17 protein-coding genes are annotated in these 16516 nt (G+C 74.1%); 4 read left to right on the forward strand and 13 right to left on the reverse strand.

Going from position 1 to position 16516, the window contains the following annotated elements; genetic code table 11:
* Positions 1–37: 37 nt before the first annotated feature.
* Positions 38–1030 (reverse strand): quinone oxidoreductase family protein, encoded by a 993-nt coding sequence (locus tag ACNJ93_RS32710; RefSeq protein WP_418961094.1) that lies wholly within the window; start codon positions 1028–1030, stop codon positions 38–40.
* A 100-nt stretch (positions 1031–1130) separates the two neighbouring features.
* Here ACNJ93_RS32710 and ACNJ93_RS32715 point away from each other — a divergent pair, with 100 nt between their 5' ends.
* Together ACNJ93_RS32715 and ACNJ93_RS32720 are read left to right on the forward strand one after the other, a co-directional pair.
* The gene (locus tag ACNJ93_RS32715; protein ID WP_418961095.1) at positions 1131–1466 is read left to right on the forward strand and encodes an ArsR/SmtB family transcription factor; all 336 of its coding nucleotides are present in this window, start codon (positions 1131–1133) and stop codon (positions 1464–1466) included.
* An 87-nt stretch (positions 1467–1553) separates the two neighbouring features.
* Positions 1554–1889, forward strand: a complete 336-nt coding sequence (locus ACNJ93_RS32720) for a hypothetical protein (RefSeq protein WP_418961096.1) — start codon at positions 1554–1556, stop codon at positions 1887–1889.
* A 21-nt stretch (positions 1890–1910) separates the two neighbouring features.
* Here ACNJ93_RS32720 and ACNJ93_RS32725 read toward each other — a convergent pair whose 3' ends face one another.
* Both ACNJ93_RS32725 and ACNJ93_RS32730 read right to left on the reverse strand, forming a co-directional pair.
* Complete coding sequence (locus tag ACNJ93_RS32725; RefSeq protein ID WP_418961097.1) at positions 1911–2390, reverse strand: hypothetical protein; 480 nt, start codon at positions 2388–2390, stop codon at positions 1911–1913.
* A gap of 74 nt (positions 2391–2464) precedes the next feature.
* Positions 2465–3265 (reverse strand): phosphotransferase, encoded by an 801-nt coding sequence (locus ACNJ93_RS32730; RefSeq protein WP_418961098.1) that lies wholly within the window; start codon positions 3263–3265, stop codon positions 2465–2467.
* A gap of 97 nt (positions 3266–3362) precedes the next feature.
* On the opposite strand from ACNJ93_RS32730, the gene ACNJ93_RS32735 reads away from it, so the two are divergent.
* The gene (locus ACNJ93_RS32735) at positions 3363–3650 is read left to right on the forward strand and encodes a hypothetical protein (RefSeq protein ID WP_418961099.1); all 288 of its coding nucleotides are present in this window, start codon (positions 3363–3365) and stop codon (positions 3648–3650) included.
* A gap of 36 nt (positions 3651–3686) precedes the next feature.
* Here ACNJ93_RS32735 and ACNJ93_RS32740 read toward each other — a convergent pair whose 3' ends face one another.
* On the reverse strand, positions 3687–4160 hold the full coding sequence (locus tag ACNJ93_RS32740) for a hypothetical protein (protein ID WP_418961100.1): 474 nt from the start codon (positions 4158–4160) through the stop codon (positions 3687–3689).
* 54 nt (positions 4161–4214) lie between these two features.
* Positions 4215–4781: a GNAT family N-acetyltransferase gene (locus ACNJ93_RS32745; protein ID WP_418961101.1), complete on the reverse strand. Its 567-nt coding sequence runs from the start codon at positions 4779–4781 to the stop codon at positions 4215–4217.
* Positions 4782–4941: 160 nt separating this feature from the next.
* Between ACNJ93_RS32745 and ACNJ93_RS32750 the strand changes: the two genes are divergently transcribed.
* Positions 4942–5652 (forward strand): bleomycin resistance protein, encoded by a 711-nt coding sequence (locus ACNJ93_RS32750; protein WP_418961102.1) that lies wholly within the window; start codon positions 4942–4944, stop codon positions 5650–5652.
* Between the two features lie 235 nt (positions 5653–5887).
* Here the strand turns inward: ACNJ93_RS32750 and ACNJ93_RS32755 are convergent, their stop codons facing one another.
* The 8 genes from ACNJ93_RS32755 to ACNJ93_RS32790 all read right to left on the reverse strand — a co-directional run bounded on the left by ACNJ93_RS32755 (position 5888) and on the right by ACNJ93_RS32790 (position 16303).
* Positions 5888–6457, reverse strand: a complete 570-nt coding sequence (locus tag ACNJ93_RS32755; protein WP_418961103.1) for an SMI1/KNR4 family protein — start codon at positions 6455–6457, stop codon at positions 5888–5890.
* Between the two features lie 430 nt (positions 6458–6887).
* Positions 6888–7100, reverse strand: a complete 213-nt coding sequence (locus ACNJ93_RS32760; RefSeq protein WP_418961104.1) for a Trm112 family protein — start codon at positions 7098–7100, stop codon at positions 6888–6890.
* 29 nt (positions 7101–7129) lie between these two features.
* A complete protein-coding gene (locus tag ACNJ93_RS32765) occupies positions 7130–8017 on the reverse strand; it encodes a hypothetical protein (RefSeq protein WP_418961105.1) in 888 nt (295 codons plus the stop codon).
* Between the two features lie 4 nt (positions 8018–8021).
* A complete protein-coding gene (locus ACNJ93_RS32770) occupies positions 8022–8762 on the reverse strand; it encodes a class I SAM-dependent methyltransferase (RefSeq protein ID WP_418961106.1) in 741 nt (246 codons plus the stop codon).
* Between the two features lie 122 nt (positions 8763–8884).
* Positions 8885–10171 carry a condensation protein gene (locus tag ACNJ93_RS32775; protein ID WP_418961107.1) on the reverse strand — a complete coding sequence of 429 codons (1287 nt, stop codon included), beginning with the start codon at positions 10169–10171 and terminating at the stop codon, positions 8885–8887.
* Positions 10171–14337 carry an alpha-(1->3)-arabinofuranosyltransferase domain-containing protein gene (locus ACNJ93_RS32780; RefSeq protein WP_418961108.1) on the reverse strand — a complete coding sequence of 1389 codons (4167 nt, stop codon included), beginning with the start codon at positions 14335–14337 and terminating at the stop codon, positions 10171–10173. The genes ACNJ93_RS32775 and ACNJ93_RS32780 overlap by 1 nt, the downstream gene beginning before the upstream one ends.
* Entirely contained in the window at positions 14334–15053 is a 720-nt protein-coding gene (locus ACNJ93_RS32785; RefSeq protein ID WP_418961109.1) for a class I SAM-dependent methyltransferase, read from the reverse strand. Before ACNJ93_RS32785 ends, ACNJ93_RS32780 begins: the two co-directional genes overlap by 4 nt.
* On the reverse strand, positions 15050–16303 hold the full coding sequence (locus ACNJ93_RS32790) for a glycosyltransferase family 4 protein (protein WP_418961110.1): 1254 nt from the start codon (positions 16301–16303) through the stop codon (positions 15050–15052). Before ACNJ93_RS32790 ends, ACNJ93_RS32785 begins: the two co-directional genes overlap by 4 nt.
* Positions 16304–16516 lie beyond the last annotated feature (213 nt).

Genomic DNA, 16516 nt, shown 5'->3' on the forward strand with positions numbered 1-16516 from the left:
CGGGCCCGGACCCGGATCCCCGGCCGCGGGCCCCGGCTCACGCAACCCTGAGCAGCAGCTTCCCGGTGCTCGTCCGTGCGCTCATCAGCCGGTGCGCCTCCGCGGCGTCCGCGAGATCGAACTCGGCGGTGACGGGCAGCGTGACCGTCCCGTCCGCGACCTTCGCGAACGCCTGCTCGGCCAGGGCCCGCAGGGCGTCGGGCGCGGTGCGGGCGAGCGTGAGCACCGAGAACGCGGCGACCGTCCTGCCTGTCGGGGCGAGGTCCGGCTGCCCGACGCGCCACGGCTCGGCGCCGCCGGCATTGCCGTACGAGACGAGGCGGCCGAAGACGGCGAGCGACGCCAGCGACCCCCGGAGGCTCTCGCCGCCGACCGGGTCCAGGGCCAGATCGACACCGCGCCCGCCGGTGGCCTCGCGAACGGCCTTCTCCAGCGCGGCGGCGTCGTGCCGGAAGTCGCCGACGAGGACCTCGTCGTACCCGTACGAGCGGGCGTACGCGGCCTTCGCGGGCGAGGACACCGCCCCGTACACCGCCGCCGCGCCCGCTGCCTTCGCCAACTGGCCGACCGCGGTGCCGACTCCGCCCGCGGCGGCGTGCACGAGGACCGTCTCGCCGGGCTGGAGCCGTCCGACCGCGTGCACGAGCGCGTACGCCGTGGGCAGCACGGTCGGGAGGGTGGCGGCGGTCCGCAGGTCGACGCCCGGCGGCAGCGGGAACACCGTCGCCGCCTCCGCCACGGCCACCTCGGCGTAGGCGCCGGCGCCCGTCAGGGCGGTCACCTCCTGGCCGACGGCGAGGCCGGTGACACCGGGGCCGAGGGCCCGTACCCGGCCGGAGACCTCCAGACCGGGGCGGTACGGGAACGCCTCGACGCGGTAGCCGTCGGCGCGGGCGAGCACGTCGGCGAAGTTCACGCCGGCGTACGCCACGTCGATGCTCACCTGCCCCGCGCCGGGCTGGGGGACCTCCGTCTCCACCGCCTTCAGGACCTCGGGACCACCGTTCTCCACCAGTTCGATCGCGCGCATGCCACACCTCCGGCTCGACTGTTCAATGAAAAGCGAACACTCACGACTGTATGATCTGGATCGAACACTGGGCAAGTCCCACAGCCGACCGGGAGGACACGTGGCCGCCGCAGCCAGTCATCGCGCAGCCCCCGAGCACACCCACCCCGACGACGTCCCCGTGCTCACCGCCCTGGCCGCGCTCGCCGACCCGGTGCGCCTCACGCTCGTCCGCGAACTCGCGGACTCCGAGGAGTGGTCACGCGCCTGCGGCAGCTTCGACGTCCCCGTCGGCAAGGCGGCCCTGAGCCACCACTTCGCCGTCCTGCGCGCGGCCGGGCTCGTCGAGCAGCGCGACCAGGGGCCGAAGCGCGTCAACCGCCTGCGCCGTCCCGAGTTCGACGCCCGCTTCCCGGGGCTCCTGGACCTCGTCCTGCGCCGGGACGTCGGGGAGTAGGACCCGCCGGGTGCGGGTCCGCTGCGGCCGGGTCCGCTGCGGCAGGCCCGCCGCGGGCGGCTGCCCGGCGGAGGGCAGAATGGCCGGGTGCTGCCTCCTCGACTCCTCTGGTGCGATCCCCGGCCGATTCCCCGCCTGAACCGGCAGGAGCCGCGGACGCTGATCGTGTGCGACCCCGGCTTCTACGACCCGACGGACGAGGACGACTGCACCGTCTTCTCGTACTTCTGCCAGACGCACGACCGCACCTACGCATACGAGTCCTGCGGGCCGGAATCCCACCTCCTGGCCCTGCACTGCAGGGATCACGGCCTCGAGAACATGTGGCCGCAGGGGAAGATGATGCTGTTCCCCGAGGGCTTCGAGCCCCGGCTCAGCGACGAACAACTGGCCTGGATCCGCGCCCAGTGGGACGCCGACTGAGCCCGCCCGGCCCCCGAGGCACTACACCCGCTCCTGGAAGACCTCGATCCCGGCCGGCTCGATCGCGGCGATCGTCCTCCAGGCCGCCCGCGCGGTGAGCCCGTCCGCCCACGCCCGCAGGCCGGCGCCCGGCGCGGGGAAGAACCACGAGTGGAAGCTCCCCAGGGCCGTCAAGGCGGGAACGGGCGCGTAGCGCAGCTCGCAGTGCACCTGCACGTAGTGGTCGTGGTCTCCGTGGCCGTCGACGCTCGCGAACTGGCGCGTGAAGTCGAGGATGAACGCCGGCGGGCCGCCGAAGGAGTACGTCCCGTACTGGAAGAGAAGCCCGTCGACGTCGGAAGGATCGGGAGAGTCGGGGTCGGAGTCGGGGAGGTCGAAGGGCCTCGCGCCGAAACGGAGGAAGGCGTGCCAGGCGTCCACCGCGCCGAGCCCGGCCGTCGTCCCTCGCGCCGCCCTCAGCAGCCCCGCAGCCTCGTCCAGGGAAGCCCTCCGCGTCGTCACCGCCCACCCTCCCCGCACCGCCGTGGCGGCACAGCCTACGCGGCGGCGCTGTCGGTGGTTCGGCGGGAGGCGGGTCAGGAGAGGAGTGCGGCGCGGAAGGCGGCGCGGTGGTCCGCCAGCCAGGTCTGCATGCGGTCCCAGCGTTCCCATCCGCCGCGGTCGGCGAGCCCCTGGACGTAGGCCGGGTCGCCGTCGCTCACGCGGCGGGCCACGAACGCCCGGCACACCTCCGCCGCCTGCTCGACCACGTCGGGCAGCGCGGTGCGGTCCTCCGGCGAGAGCCCGTATCCGTCGGCAAGGGCCCGCAGGCGGGACGGCGCGTCCAGGCCGGCGGGATACGACGCGGCGGCGGACACGGGATCGGTCAGCGGAACCCAGTAGCGGGCGGTCATGGCGACGTCCCAGACGGGACGGCCCGGGGCCGCCAGGTCGAAGTCGATCAGCGCGACGGCGCGTCCGTCACGGAAGACGACGTTCTCGGGGCACACGTCGTTGTGACACAGCAGCGTTCCGCCCTCCGGATCGGCCAGGTCCTGGGGCCAGTCGGCCTCAGGGTCCACGGCGACGGTCGCGCCGGCCTCGTGCAGACGTCGCAACAGCCCGCCCACCGATGCCAGCGCGGTCCGCGTCATCGCCCAGTCCGGGAACGGCGGCAGGGCGACGTCGCCAGGCATGAACGTCAGCCGTTCACGGCCGTCCTCGGTCAGACCGGCCGGAGCCGGAGCCGCGTCGAAGCCGTGCTCCCTCAGCGCGCGGAGATGGGCGTGCAGGGCGGGCGCGTGGCGGGGCGCCGGGCGCTCGACGAGCTCCCCCCGACGGAAGACCGCCCCCGCGTTCGCCATCCCACCGAGCAGCGCCTCGCCGTCATCCGCCATGACGGGGAGTCTACTGACGTCGGAGAAGGGCCAGTTGGGCATCGCGGGTGTCGACAGTCGCCCCTGGTCGTGCTGACGCGCGTGGGATCATGGCGTGATGAGCAGCAACCTGGAAGTGAGTGCGCTGGCCATCAACGTGACGATCCCCGAGGCGCTGCGCTGGACGGACACGCGACGCGGTGAGGCGTTCACGCTCACCACGCTCAACGTCCGGCTCCTGCCCGACGGGCACCTCGCCGTGAAGGCGTACGGCCGGCCCGTTGCCGGCGGCCGGGGCGCGTACGTCTCGTTCCCCGTTCCTGACGACCCCGAACTGGCGGCCATGGTCTCCGAAGCGGCCAGCCGGGCCGGGGCGCTGTGGGCCGCCCATCGCGGCCTCGGCTGACCCGGGTTCGGCCCCGACGGGGCCCCGACGGGGCCGTCAGTGCCAGTTCTCGGCGTCGTAGATGTACACCAGCACGGCGCGCCCCTCGGTCAGGGAGGCCGCGCGGGCCGTCTCGATCGCGGCGGCGTGGTCGTACGCGTCCTCGGGCGCGGTCACCGTGGTCGGCGAGGTCAGGATCCGGTAGCCGCAGACGCGTCGCCGCCAGTTGTCGAGGTACAGCGTCTCGCCCGCCGGCGGGTCCACCGGGTCGACGCGCGGGTCCCGATACCGCACCGGCCAGGCGCGTATCAGGTCGCCGTCACGATGGACGGCCACCTTCTGGGCCTTCTGCAGGATCTTGTAGCCCATCGGTATCCACCGGTCCAGCTCGGGGTGGTCGAACATCCCGCGATCGAGGAACGCCGAGGTGGCGCGGGCGCCGCCGAGGAGCAGGTACTGCGTCTCGGTGCGCTCGCCGTCGAAGGGGTCGATGCGGTCCGCCTCATCCGGCGGATAGGGCCAGTACTCCATGCCTCCGATGGTGACAGGGCCCTCTGACAACGCCGGATCGGCGGCCCGCGCCGCTCACCGCACCGACGGGCGCTCGTGGGTGGCCCAGAACTCGTCGGCGGTGAGGCCGAAGAGGACGAGGTCGTGGTACGCGCCGCCGAAGAACTCGTGCTCGCGCAGGCGGCCCTCCTCGACGAAGCCCATGCTGCGGTAGAGGGCCAGGGACCCTTCGTTGAAGGCGTAGACCTCCACCGCGCACTTGTGGTGGCGCTGTTCGGCGAACATGTACGTGAGGACCAGTTCCGTGGCCTCGGCCGCGTAACCTCGGCGGCGGTGGTCCCGGGCGATCTCGATGCCCGTCTTGAACCGTCCGGCGCGTCGGTCCGTCTCCCCGACCGAGACGGCCCCGGCGAAGGCGCCGTCGTCCAGGACCTCGATCACCAGGCGGAACGATTCGCTGCCCGGCGCCCGGCCGGCGCGCTCGGCCGTCCAGGCGCGCCAGTGCTCGTCCGACGCGGGCGTCTCGACCATGTCGGCGTTCCGGGCGTCGACGGTGTTCCGGGCCAAGTCCCGGAAACCCCGCCAGTCCTCCGCCTCGACGCCCCGCAGTCGTATCCGCGCGCCGGTCCACATGTCGCTCATGACCCCCACCGATTCCGCCCGATCCCACGATGTTCCGACGGCGCGACGCTAGACGGGGGATCGTCGCCTGTCGCCCGAATTTCCCCCGCGGCACCGGCCGGGGTCCGGCTCCGCAGCCGGTCGTTGCGCCAGCTATTCAAGTTTGACTAATGTGGCCGCCATGGCTGAGACGACCGTTCCGATCCTGCCGTGCCGGACCCTTCGACCCGTTCTCGACTTCTACGTCGCGCTCGGCTTCGACGTGACCTTCCAGCAGACAAGCCCCAACCCTTACGCCGTCGTCGAGCGCGGCGGCATCCAGCTGCACTTCTTCGGCATGAAGCAGTACGAGCCGGCCGCCTCCTACAGCACCTGCGTCGTCCGGACCGACGACGTCGACGGGCTGTACCTCGCCTTCCGCAGCGGACTGAAGGCGGCGTACGGGCGCGTTCCGACCCGCGGGCTGCCGCGGATCGGGCCGCTGAAGGACACCTCGCACGGCGTACGGCAGTTCCTCGTGACCGACCCGGGCGGGAACTGTCTGCGGATCGGACAGCCGACGAGTCCGGACCTGCACCACCGGCCGGCGCCGAAGGACGCCTTCGACGAGGCCCTCCACCACGCCGTCCTGCTCGCGGACTCCCGGGAGGATCTCGAAGGAGCCGTGAGAATCGTCGACCGCGCCCTGACGCGCCGCGACACCCGGCCCACCGCCCCGCAGCTCCTGCGCCTCCTCGTCCTGCGGGCGGACCTCGCCCATCGGCTCGGCGACGACGCCACCGCGACATCCGTGCTCCCCAGAGCCCGAGCCGCCGCCGCGCACCTCGCCCCCGACGAACGCACCACCGTGGCGGACGACCTGGCCCGCCTGGGGGAGTTGGAGTCCGCCTGAGAGGTGTCTCAGTTGGTGAGGGAGTCACATTCCGCGGGCCGGGCCGTATGCCTCGCGAGTGGCCTGGCCTGGTCCTGCAGGGGACACTGAGCTCTTGCGGAGTGGCCACTGATCGGGTGGCAGGCCAGCGCCCCGCAATTCGCGAGGCTCCCGTGCCGTTGAGAGATGTGCTGAACGTCTCGATTCATCAGCATAGGGACTCGTTGGTTCCCCGTCCTGCCGCTTGAGAACCGTCTCACGACCAGACAAGTCGACCTTCGGTGAACCGACAGACCGGGGAGCTTCCATCGGCGATCCTCGTCAACGTCTCCGCCACGGAGTCGAAATAACGGGCCATCGACTCGTACTCGCCCGTGACCGTGATCTCACCCACGAACCACCTGCCGACGCGCCCGTCCCGCACATCGATGAACTTTCCCGTCCAGCCGTCCCGGTCCGACAGGAACGGGATCCACTCGTTACGCCAGAACGGATTGTCCGGCTGGTCCGGAGGGTCGAATCCGCAGGACGTGGAGCGGTTCGCGTAAAGCCTCTCCATCGCCCGGACACCCAGAAAGAAGCTTCCCTCGTCGGGGAACCCATCGAAGCCGCAGCACATCACGTCGTCGTCGAAATCTTCCTCCGGCAGATCCAGATTGTTCTGGAACAGCCACGTCCGCAGGTCCCCATGCAGGGAGATCCCCATCCGCTCTTCGGCTGCCGCGAGCATCTGCTCCGTAGCGGGCCCCGGCAGATCCGCGTGATCGGCCGGCGCGTGCTCCCGAAGAAGACTCATCACACGCGACCAACTCTCAGCCTCACTCATCGCCCTCTGCCCTCTCTCCAGGGATGTCTCCGTCCGACCACGCCACTGCGGAGGTTGAGAGGTACCGGCCGAAGAAGCTTGCAGGGATGGTACTTCGACCGTGTGTTCCCTCCCCTTCCCGACGATCGTCTACCGCCCCGCAGCGGACCGACCGGAACGTTTTGCCTCTCGCGCTGGCTGCCCCGGGCGCCAGGCACGACAGCCTCGGCCTGGGGCCGGGCGTGCGGAATCCCATCCGTTCTCGCCGCCCACCTCGCCGGCGACGGCCCGCGAAACTGCACGCAGACAAGGGATGCCTCTACGTCCACGAAACGTCGCAGTCCATTTCACCGTGTGCCCCTCCGCACTCAGCTGGAACTTGACCGCCCTCTGCCCGTGATCATCACGGCGGGCCGGCGGGCGGCTCCGCACGTGGACGGCCGGACAGGCTCTAGGAGGCGTCCCCGTCCTCGGTGTACCGCTCGTGTTCCTCCGGGGTCACCCGGATGCCGGAGGAGGGGAGCAGTTGCGGGATGCCGTCCACGATGGGGTAGCGCAACTGCAGGCGCGGGTTGTAGAGCGCTTCCTGGGCGGGGGTCAGGGTCAGCGGGCCCTTGTCCAGGGGGCAGGCCAGGATGTCGAGCAGGGTGTCGTCGGGGGTCATGTCGTCCTCGTTCGCTCGTGGGGTGGGGGTCACACCGGTCGTGGTTCGTCGTGGCGCGGCATGACGAGCAGGACCGACAGGGCCAGCCCCGTCCCCGCCACGCGCAGCGTCAGCAGCCACGGATCCTCGGGGAGGCGCTCGCCGAACGTCAGCGTTCCGACGACCGCCGTGAACAGACAGGTCACCGTCGTGCAGACCGGCACGATCAGCGAGGCGCGGCAGCGCTGCAGGGCCGCCTGGGACATCACCAGGCCCGCGCCCGCCGTGAACAGCAGCAGGTACGGGTACGGCGAACCGAGCAGCGCCCGCGCCGACGCGGCCACGCCCGTGCCGTCCAGCCGGCCCGAGGCGCCCTTGATCGCCAGGGAGCTGACGCCGTACAGCAGGCCCACGGCCACGCCGTAGCCGATGCCGTTCGTCGGTGCCCGGTGGCGGCGGCGGGCGCGGCGCTCCACCCGCTCGTACAGCAGCACGCCCGCCGCCAGCGTCGGCACCGACACCAGAAGGACCAGCGTCCACGGCGCGCCCGTGCTCACCTCCTCGCTGTCCTCGCGCAGCGACGCCACCACCATCAGCAGCGCCACCAGCACCATCCCCAGCGCCTGGCGCTCGCGGCCCGACGGGCGCTCGCCGAGCACCGCCGACGACAGGAGCAGCAGGAGCACGAGTCCGGAGACGAACAGGCCCTGCGCGGCGGCGATCGGCAGCGCCCGGTAGACGACGAGCTGGGCGGCGAAACCCGCCGCCAGGGCCACCGAACCGGCCAGCCACAGCGGGCTGGTGAGCAGCACGCCGACCACCCTCAGCGGCCGGCCCGCCGACAGGGCCGGCAGACCGCCCAGCGCGCGCTTCTCCAGGACGAAGCCGACGCTGTACAGGAGGTTCGCGGTCAGGGCCGCGCCCACGCCCCACCACATGCCGCTACCTCCGCCGGGCGTGCGCCAGCAGGATCGACGCCGCCGACGGCACGGCGCACGCCGCCCGGTCGATCAGGCGCAGCCCGCGCGGCACCCCGTGGAACGGCGCCCCCGTGATCCGTACGTCCGCGAAGCCGGCCGCCAGCAGGAACGAGCGCAGCGCCCGCGCCGTGAACAGCCGCAGATGGCCCACGACCTCGGTCCCCGGACGGCCGTGGACGCCGCGCAGGCTCACCTCCGAGAACACCGGCTGCCAGCCGGCCAGCAGCAGCCCGCGGTTGTACCAGGCGGCCAGGTTCGGGGTGGACAGCATCAGGTGGCCGCCCGGTCGCAGGATGCGCCGCAGTTCGTCCAACGCCCGGTCGGGGTCCACGAGATGCTCGACGACCTCGCTGAACAGCACCGCGTCCGCACAGCCGTCCGCGAACGGCAGCCCGCCGCCGTCGAGTTCGCCGCGCACGACGTGCCCGATCCGCGGCCGCGCCCTGCGCAGCGCGTCCTGCGACCAGTCCACGCCCACGAGCCGGTGACCAGCCAGGACCGGCGCCGCCACCGCCGCCGCGGAGCCGTCCCCGCAGCCGACGTCCAGCACCAGGGCGCCCGGCGTCCCGGCCAGGGCCGCCGCCAGCAGCCGCGCCTGGCGGCGGCTGCGGGCGTCGCCCGACGCGACCGGCACGGCCGGGTCCTCGTAGAAGTCCCGCAGGCCGGGAACCGTCCCCGCACGCTCCGTCGTCCCGTGGCTCACAGCCTCTCCCGTTCCGCTGTCCCGTGACTCACGGCCCCTCCCGCCGTCGTGCCCTGGCTCACAGTCCCTCCCGCTCCGTCGTCCCGTGGCCCACGACCTCTCCCGCCCCCTCGTCCTCTCGCTCACAGCCTCTCCCGTTCCGTCGCCGCCAGCCTGCACGCGAACAGGTCCCGCAGCCGGGCGCCGTCCTCGTCGCCCAGCAGCGTTTGGGACCAGCGCAGCACCAGATGGAGGCGGCCCCCGGTCGACGCCGTCGTGAACGTCAGCCCGCGCGGCATGCCCGCGGGCGCGGAGAACCAGACCGCGCGGGCCCGGCCCGCCTCGCCGAAGTCCAGCGGGTACGGGATCCGGCCGATGTTGCTGAGCAGCGTCGTCGACGTCCACGGCGCGGCCAGCCGCCGTACCCCGCGCGTCACCGCGGCCCGCGCGGCGACCGGCAGCACCGGCGCCGTCAACACCTCCGCTCCCCGGCCGAGTTGCGGACGCGGCCGGGCCTTCAGCGCGCGGGTGCGCTCCGCGGTACGGCGCAGCAGCGCGCCCACGTCCGCGTCGGCGGCGGTCTCGGCCGCGGTGAACCCGACCTCGACGAGCCGCGTCCCGTTGCCGATCGGCATGGCGGGACCGCGCGGGCGGTCGTCCACGGGCATGGTGATGCGCAGCGGCCCGTCGGGGGCGCCCTGCTCCCGGTTCCAGTCGGCCACGGTCAGCGCGGTCGCGACCATCAACTGGTCGTTCACGGTGTACGCGGCCCCCGGCTCCCTTCGCGGCACGGGGAGTTCGGTCACCAGCATCCCGTTGCCGGGCCCGTCCGCGGGCCGGCCCGCCGCCACCCGCGCGGGCCGCGCCACCGCCGGCGCGCCGCCCTCCCGCCCCAGTGCCGGGGCGGCCGGGGGACGCACCGGGGCCGGAACCGGGTTCGCCGCCCGGCCGCTGTACAGCTCCGCCGCCGTCGCCGCGATCCGCAGGCACGCCGGCCCGTCGAGGGCCGTGTGGTGGACCGTGAACAGCAGCACGCTGCCGTCCCTGCCCGGCTCCTCCACCACCTCAAGACGCAGCGGCGGCGCGACGAGGAGCGACGGGGGCTCGGTCAACGCCCGCCGCCGGGCCCGCTCCAGGGCACCCGGCGCGCACGCCGGGAACGACACCGCTCCGGCGGCCGGCCCGTCGACCAGCTCCCACTCGTAGCGCAGGGCCAGCGGCCCCCGCACCCGTTCCCGCATCAGCACCCGCGGGTGCCGGGCGAGCGCCCGGGCGAACGCCTCCCGCAGCCGGTCCTCGTGGAGCCGGCCGGGCAGGTGGATCTCGATGTGCACCGTGTTCGGCTCGCGCGCGTCCGCGCAGTGACGCGCGATCTCGTCGACCACCGCGAAAGGGACCCGCTCCGGCACCCTCGGTCTCGTGACCGCCATCAGGCGTCCCCTCCCTCGGCGTCCCCGCGCCGCTCACGACCGTCGCCCACCGTCACCAGCGCCGCGAACAGCGCGGTCAGCGCGAGGAGTTGGGCCACCGGCCCGTACGCGCCCCGGCCCACCTCCGCGGCCTCGCCGCTGCCGGTCAGCACGGCGACACCCGCGCCGGCCATCGCGGCGAACGCCAGCGGGCCGAGCCACCCCGGCCGCAGCCACGCGACCACCGCGAGCACCGGCACGACCGCCGCCACGGGCCCCGCGATCACCGCGCCGACCAGCGTCAGGACCACCGTCCCCAGGAGCAGCCCCGGCCCGCGCGGTGCGGCGTCCGCGCCGGCGACCGCGCGCCGGCGACCGGACGACCGCCCCGCCACCGCGAGCCCCGCCAGGACCACCAGCAGGGCGGCGGCGCCCACGAGCCCCGCGCCGTACACGCGCGACGGCTCGTACACGAGCGTCACCGTGCCGCCCCGTCCCTCGGGGACCAGCCACGCCTGCTGCCAGCCGTCCACGCGCAGCGGCCGCAGCTCCTCGCCGTCCAGCGTGGCCCTCCAGCCCGCGTTGTGGTTCTCGTGGAGCTGCAGGTACGAGGCTTCTCCCGGGCCGACGCGCAGGGTGCGCCGGTCGCCGCCTCCGGACACGGACCCGACCTCGCGCGGCGCGGACGTCACGGCCCGGCCCGTGCCGGTGGCGAGGTCGATCCGGGTGACCGCCAGTGGGCCGGTGTCGCCGGCCTCCACGGTGTGCGTGCGGCGGTCGAGGAAGACCCGGCCGCCCTCCGTGCACAGGGTGACCGTGATCGGCCGGCGCTCGGTCAGGTCCCGGACGCGGCCCTCGGCGCGGGTCGCCAGGAACCGTCCGTCGACGGACACGATCGGCCCCCGGCCGCACGGCAGCGCGAACCGCTTCGCCGGGTCCGGCTGCGGCGCGCGGTGCTTCGCCAGTGCCGGTATGTGCAGCTCGCTCAGTCCGACCGGCAGTTGCAGCGACTCGTCCGCCACCGGGTTGTGCATGGTCAGCGGGGCGACCCTCGAGATCGTGATGTCCATGCGGTCGGTCGTGATGGGCGCGAACCGTGCGAGGCCGTTCTCGTCCACCGCCGCGATCGCGGTCCCGTCGGGCGAACTGATCTGCACCTGCTCCGGGCGCGTCGACAGGCCGCCCGCGGCGGCGAGGACGATCTCGCCGACCGCCGTCCGTTCCGGCCACCGCAGCCGCAGGACGGGCCGCTCGCCGGCGATCCACGCGGTGGTCAGGTCGCCGTCCGTGAGGTTGCGCGGGCTCAGGTTCGTGCCGAGGCGGGCGGTCGAGTCGGCGGTGACGACGAGCTTGTCCCGCCGGCCGGTGAGTTCGAACAGCAGGTCGTCGAGTTCCTTGCCCGGTACGGGCAGGGCGCTCGCCCGCACGGTGTGGTCGCCGGCCCGGACCGCCTCGAACCGCCGGTGCAGCCCGACTTCGGCGGAGACCGCCGACAGCCCGCCGGGGTCGCTGCCGCGCGAGAGCGTGTACACCACGGGACCGGAGACCTCGCGCGGAGCGTCGGCCGGCAGCTGCAGCAGCCGGGTCACCTGCACGCCGGGCACGGAGATCTCGCTGAATCCGGCGCCGGTCAGCCCCGGACGGCCCTGCTGCGACTGGAGGATCGTCACTTTCAGCCAGGTCGCCTCGCCCTCCGGCGCGGCGACCTGCTGCCTGCTGCCGTCCGGGCGCAGCGGGGCGACCCGGCTGCCGCGGTCCGTCTCCACCCGCACGACCGTGGGTGCGGCGCGCACGTTGCCGCTCGGCAGCGGCGTCACGTCGAGCGTCCCGGGGACGCGGGTCGGTCCGTCGAAGGCGATGCGCAGCCACTCGCCGGCGGGGGAGCCCGGCGAGCCCTCGGCCCAGCCGGTGTCCGGATTGCCGTCGAAGGCGTTCACGGGGTCGTACTGGGGAAGGTGGAACAGCCAGTTCCCGACCGAGGACGCGGTCACCGACGCCGCACCGCGCAGCACCGCCGTCGTCTGGTGCCGGACGCCGTCGAGCGGAAGGATCTGCTTCGGGTCCTCGCCCGGGTCCTGCACGGCCCGCTCCGCGTTGCGCTCGTCGCGGGTGTACGTGTACGAGGTCCCCGACCGTACGAGCCCGAACCGCGTGTCGGCGCGCCGCAGCCCGTCGCCGGCCGCGTACAGCGCGGGCCGGTCGACGCCCGGGTGGGCGTCCCCGGCGAGCACCGTCGGCCGCCCGTCCAGGACGCCCGACGCGGAGAGCGGCAGCAGCGACTCCGGACCGCCGCTGACCACCGCCGTCTGCGAGACGGGCGTCGTGCGGACCCGGCCGGGACGCGGCGTGCCGGACGGCGGCTCGTAGATCTCGACCGCCCGCTGCCGCGGGAACAGGCCCTCCACCTGGACCGGCGTGTCGTCGGCGATCCGCCCGTCGGTCAGCAGCGGACCGAAGCCGGTCACGCGCCGGTACCCGGACGCCTCCAGGGTCCGCTTCACCGTCGCGGTCGGCACGTGCTCGATCTGGTCCGGGTCGAGATCGTTGCGCACCACGACGTGGTACAGCCCCGCCCGCGCCAGGTACCGCGCGAGCCCGGGCACCTGCCCGCCCGACGTCAGCGCCTGCTCCACCGCGTCCAGCGCCCGCCGGTTGCCGGGCGTGCCGAACGGCACGTAGTCGCGCTGCGCCCACGGAGAGCGGGCCAGCACGTCGAGCGGCTGGTCGATGGGAGAGCCCCACGTGTACAGGCCGTGCGCGGTCGCCGGGACGACCAGGGCCCGGTCGTCCGGCGCGTTCTCCGCGAGCCAGTCCGCGGTGGCCGACCAGTACCCCGGCAGCTGCCGGAACGAACCGGGCTGCAGGATCGCACCGTTGACGTACGGCCACGCCAGGCCCGGCAGCACGAGCGCCGCCGCCACGACGGGCACGAGACGGCGGACGCGGACCGGCGCGGACGCCCGCCGCAGGGCCCGCGGCAGCACCGTGCCCGTCAGGTGCACCAGGCCGAGGACCAGCGCGAGGGCGAGCCCGGTCTGGAACTTGTAGATGTTCCGGAACGGCACCAGCGGCCCGTTCAGCCAGTCCTGCACCGTCGCGTGGAACGGCCCGCCGAGCGCGCCACCGTACCCGGCGAGCGTGACCAGGGCCGTGACCGCCGCCGTCAGCACGAGCCAGCGCCGCTCGGGCAGGTCCCGCCGGGCGAGCCCGGCCAGCCCGAGCGCCGCCGCGAGCACCGAACCGGCGATCACGACGGCCGAGGTGGCGACGGCCCAGCCGGCCGGCAGCCACGCCTCGCCGAAGTGCAGATACGCCACCCAGTTCCCGGCGCCGCGCAGCACCTCGGCCGCCGACATCGTCGCCGTGGTCGTCTGCGACGACTCCACGTACGGCATGAAGTTCTCGCCGTACGTGCCCAGAAGCAGCAGCGGCACCACCCACCAGGCCGTCGCGAGCAGCACGCACGGCGTCCACCACGCGATCAGGGCGCGCTTGCGCCGCCCGCCCGGCCGGGACAGCAGGTACAGGCCGACGGGCAGCAGCGAGGCCAGTGTCGAGGCGGCGTTCACCCCGCCCATCAGCGGGATGAGCAGCGCCGAACGGGCCGCGGCGAGCCGGGGGCCCGTCCGCGGGTCCGTCAGCGGCAGCAGCACCCACGGCAGCATCGCGCCCGGCAGCGCGGCGGCCGACGTCGAGCCGACGACGATCGTGTACGTCGGCCACAGCGCGTACGCCGCCGCGCCGACGAGCCGCGACGCCGGCGAACCGGCGCCGAAGCGCTCCGCGAGCCGCAGCGCGCCCCAGAAAGCCGTGGTCACGACGAGCGAGAGCCACAGCCGCTCGGCCAGCCAGACCGGCAGCCGCGCCAGGTCGGCGGCCGCGTGGAACGGCAGCATGGGGATCGCGTAGCCGACGTACTGGTCCGCGATCCCGCCGAATCCGGCCCGGTCGTGCCACAACTGCCCCAGGTCCCGCAGGAACTGCCACGGGTCGGCGACCACCCCGAGCTTCGTCTCGAACGTCATCCGCCCCGGCGACACCGCCAGGAACGCCGCGAACACAGCCGCCCAGAAACCGAGCAGCCAGCGCCGCGAGCGGCGCTCCGGCGGAGGCCCGTCCGGCGCGCCCGGCACGGGACCGGGCGCGGCCGGAGAGGCCGGCGGACGGGCGTGGACAGCGCTGGTCATGAACACCGCCGGAGAATGAGGAGGAGGTTCCACGTCGCGAACTCCCGCACGACCGGCAGCCGGCACACCAGCTCCGGGAACACCGGCCAGTAGCGGGAACGGGCGGAGACGAGCTCCACGTCGTCACGGCCCCGGACGTGCCGCAGCGTCGGTGCGACGCCGATCGCGAACAGGTTCTCGCCGAGCCGGTGCTTGGCGGCCCGGCCCGTACGCCGCTCGTACCGCGCGCGGGCCCGCTCGGCGCCGAGGTAGTGCCAGGGCGCCCACTCGTGACCGCCCCAGGGCGAGAGCCAGTTGGTGAAGGACACATAGATCAGCCCGCCGGGACGGGTGACCCGCACCATCTCGCTGAGGAAGGTGGCGGGGTCGCGCACGTGCTCCAGGACGTTGGACGAGAAGCAGACGTCCGCCGCGCCGTCGGCCAGCGGCAGCAGGTACCCGTCCGCGACGACCGTCCCGGCCTCGGGCTCGGCGCCGAGTTCGGCGGCGTCCGGTTCGAACAGGACGCTGTGCGCGCCGCGGCGGCGGAATTCCCGGGTGAAGTAGCCGCGTCCGCCGCCGACGTCGGCCACGACCCGGCCGTCGAGCCGGACGTGCCGCTCGACCTGGTCGGCCGCGTCGCGGGCCAGCAGCTCGTACGCCGTGCGGGGGTCGTCCTGCTCGCGCAGGAACGCCCGGAAGAGGGTCAGGGAGCGGCGGAACGAAGGGTCCTTCACGGCCGCACGCCCTCCGCCTGAGGGCCGGGCCCGGGTGCGGCGATTCGCGCAGGGAGGACCTGCCCCTGGCTCCGGGGCTCCCCGCCCGACGCGTCCGCCCGCCGCACGGCCTCCGCGGCGACGGCGCGGAAGCGCCGCACCGTGCCGCTCCACCGGTAGGCGACGGCCGCCTCCGCGGCCGCCTTGCCCAGGGACTCCCGGCGAGTGTCGTCGAGGGCGAGCGTGCACCAGGCGGCGGCGAACGACGACTCCCCGCGCGCCAGGAGCCCGGTGACGCCGTCCTGGACGGAGTCGCGCAGCCCGGGGACGTCGAACGCGAGCGTCGGCGTGCCCCTGGCCGCCGCCTCGGTCACGACCAGCCCCCAGCCCTCGACGGCCGCCGGGTGCAGCAGCAGCCACGCCTCGCACAGCAGCCGGTGCTTCTCCTCCTCCGACACGTGGCCCCGGAACTCCACGCCCGGACCGGCCAGCCGCTCCAGCGCCTCCCGCTCGGGACCGTCACCGACGATCACGAGCCGGCCGCCGGTGACGGGCCGGACCCGCTCCCACAGCCGCAGCAGCAGATCGATCCGCTTGTAGTCGACGAGCCGGCCGAGCGCCACGAACAGCGGCGAGGCCGACCGGGGCGCCCGGGGACCGGGCTCGTGGACGCCGTTGTGCACCACGCGGATCTGCTCCGGCGGCACGCCGAGCGCGCGCAGCGCCGCCGCGGTCGACGGCGACACCGCCACCAGCAGGTTGCCCTGGTGCGCCCGGGCCAGCGCCCAGTGCTCCAGGAACCGGCCCGCGCGGGCGACGGGCCCGGGGAAGCGCATGCCCCACAGCTCGGTGTGCACGTGGTTCACCAGGCACACCGTGGGGCCGCGGTGCCACAGCGGGGACAGGTACGGCATGCCGTTGCACACCTCGACGAGCAGATCGCAGGAGCCCACTTCACGGGCGAACGTGGACCTGGCGCCGACGAAGTGCCCGAGCGCGCCGCCCGCCGACACGACGCGGTACGGCCGCCGGGCCGCCGGACCGCCGCACAGCAGGGTGACGTCGTGGCCCAGTTCGGTCAGGCCGGAGGCGAGCCGGTCGACGAGCAGCTCGGAGCCGCCGGCGGCCGGGTTGCCGAGGTCGCGATGGGCGAGGAACGCGATCCGCCGGGGAGCGTCGAGCGGCTGCGGCTGCGGCTGCGGCTGCGGCTGCGACGGAGTCGGCGGCGGTCCGGCGTCGCGGAACCGTGGGGGAGGGACGTGCTGGGGCATGGGTGCTCCAACTCGTGTCGGGGTGCGGGGGGTGGGGGGACGGGGTGGGGCCTGCCGTGGGGACGGCGGAGGGGAGGGAGAGCGGGTGTGGGGGGTGGTCTCTGTGTGATGCCAGGTGGGTTGGTGCCGGGTGGGTGGGGGTGACCGGGTGGGGCCGTGCGTGTTGGGGAACCACAGTCTTCGGTACGTGTTCGATGCGCGGCTACTCACCGG

The organism is Streptomyces tritici, assembly GCF_048500665.1.
GTDB classification, from domain to species: Bacteria; Actinomycetota; Actinomycetes; order Streptomycetales; family Streptomycetaceae; genus Streptomyces; species Streptomyces tritici.

Excerpts from the sequence above, each read along its gene's own strand:
- ACNJ93_RS32775 (WP_418961107.1), bottom strand. The coding sequence starts at position 10,171 with ATGGCGGTCACGAGACCGAGGGTGCCGGAGCGGGTCCCTTTCGCGGTG.
- ACNJ93_RS32730 (WP_418961098.1), bottom strand. The coding sequence starts at position 3,265 with ATGGCGGATGACGGCGAGGCGCTGCTCGGTGGGATGGCGAACGCGGGG.
- ACNJ93_RS32710 (WP_418961094.1), bottom strand. The coding sequence starts at position 1,030 with ATGCGCGCGATCGAACTGGTGGAGAACGGTGGTCCCGAGGTCCTGAAG.
- ACNJ93_RS32750 (WP_418961102.1), top strand. The coding sequence starts at position 4,942 with ATGGCTGAGACGACCGTTCCGATCCTGCCGTGCCGGACCCTTCGACCC.
- ACNJ93_RS32735 (WP_418961099.1), top strand. The coding sequence starts at position 3,363 with ATGAGCAGCAACCTGGAAGTGAGTGCGCTGGCCATCAACGTGACGATC.
- ACNJ93_RS32790 (WP_418961110.1), bottom strand. The coding sequence starts at position 16,303 with ATGCCCCAGCACGTCCCTCCCCCACGGTTCCGCGACGCCGGACCGCCG.
- ACNJ93_RS32745 (WP_418961101.1), bottom strand. The coding sequence starts at position 4,781 with ATGAGCGACATGTGGACCGGCGCGCGGATACGACTGCGGGGCGTCGAG.
- ACNJ93_RS32755 (WP_418961103.1), bottom strand. The coding sequence starts at position 6,457 with ATGAGTGAGGCTGAGAGTTGGTCGCGTGTGATGAGTCTTCTTCGGGAG.
- ACNJ93_RS32765 (WP_418961105.1), bottom strand. The coding sequence starts at position 8,017 with ATGTGGTGGGGCGTGGGCGCGGCCCTGACCGCGAACCTCCTGTACAGC.
- ACNJ93_RS32760 (WP_418961104.1), bottom strand. The coding sequence starts at position 7,100 with ATGACCCCCGACGACACCCTGCTCGACATCCTGGCCTGCCCCCTGGAC.
- ACNJ93_RS32780 (WP_418961108.1), bottom strand. The coding sequence starts at position 14,337 with ATGACCAGCGCTGTCCACGCCCGTCCGCCGGCCTCTCCGGCCGCGCCC.
- ACNJ93_RS32740 (WP_418961100.1), bottom strand. The coding sequence starts at position 4,160 with ATGGAGTACTGGCCCTATCCGCCGGATGAGGCGGACCGCATCGACCCC.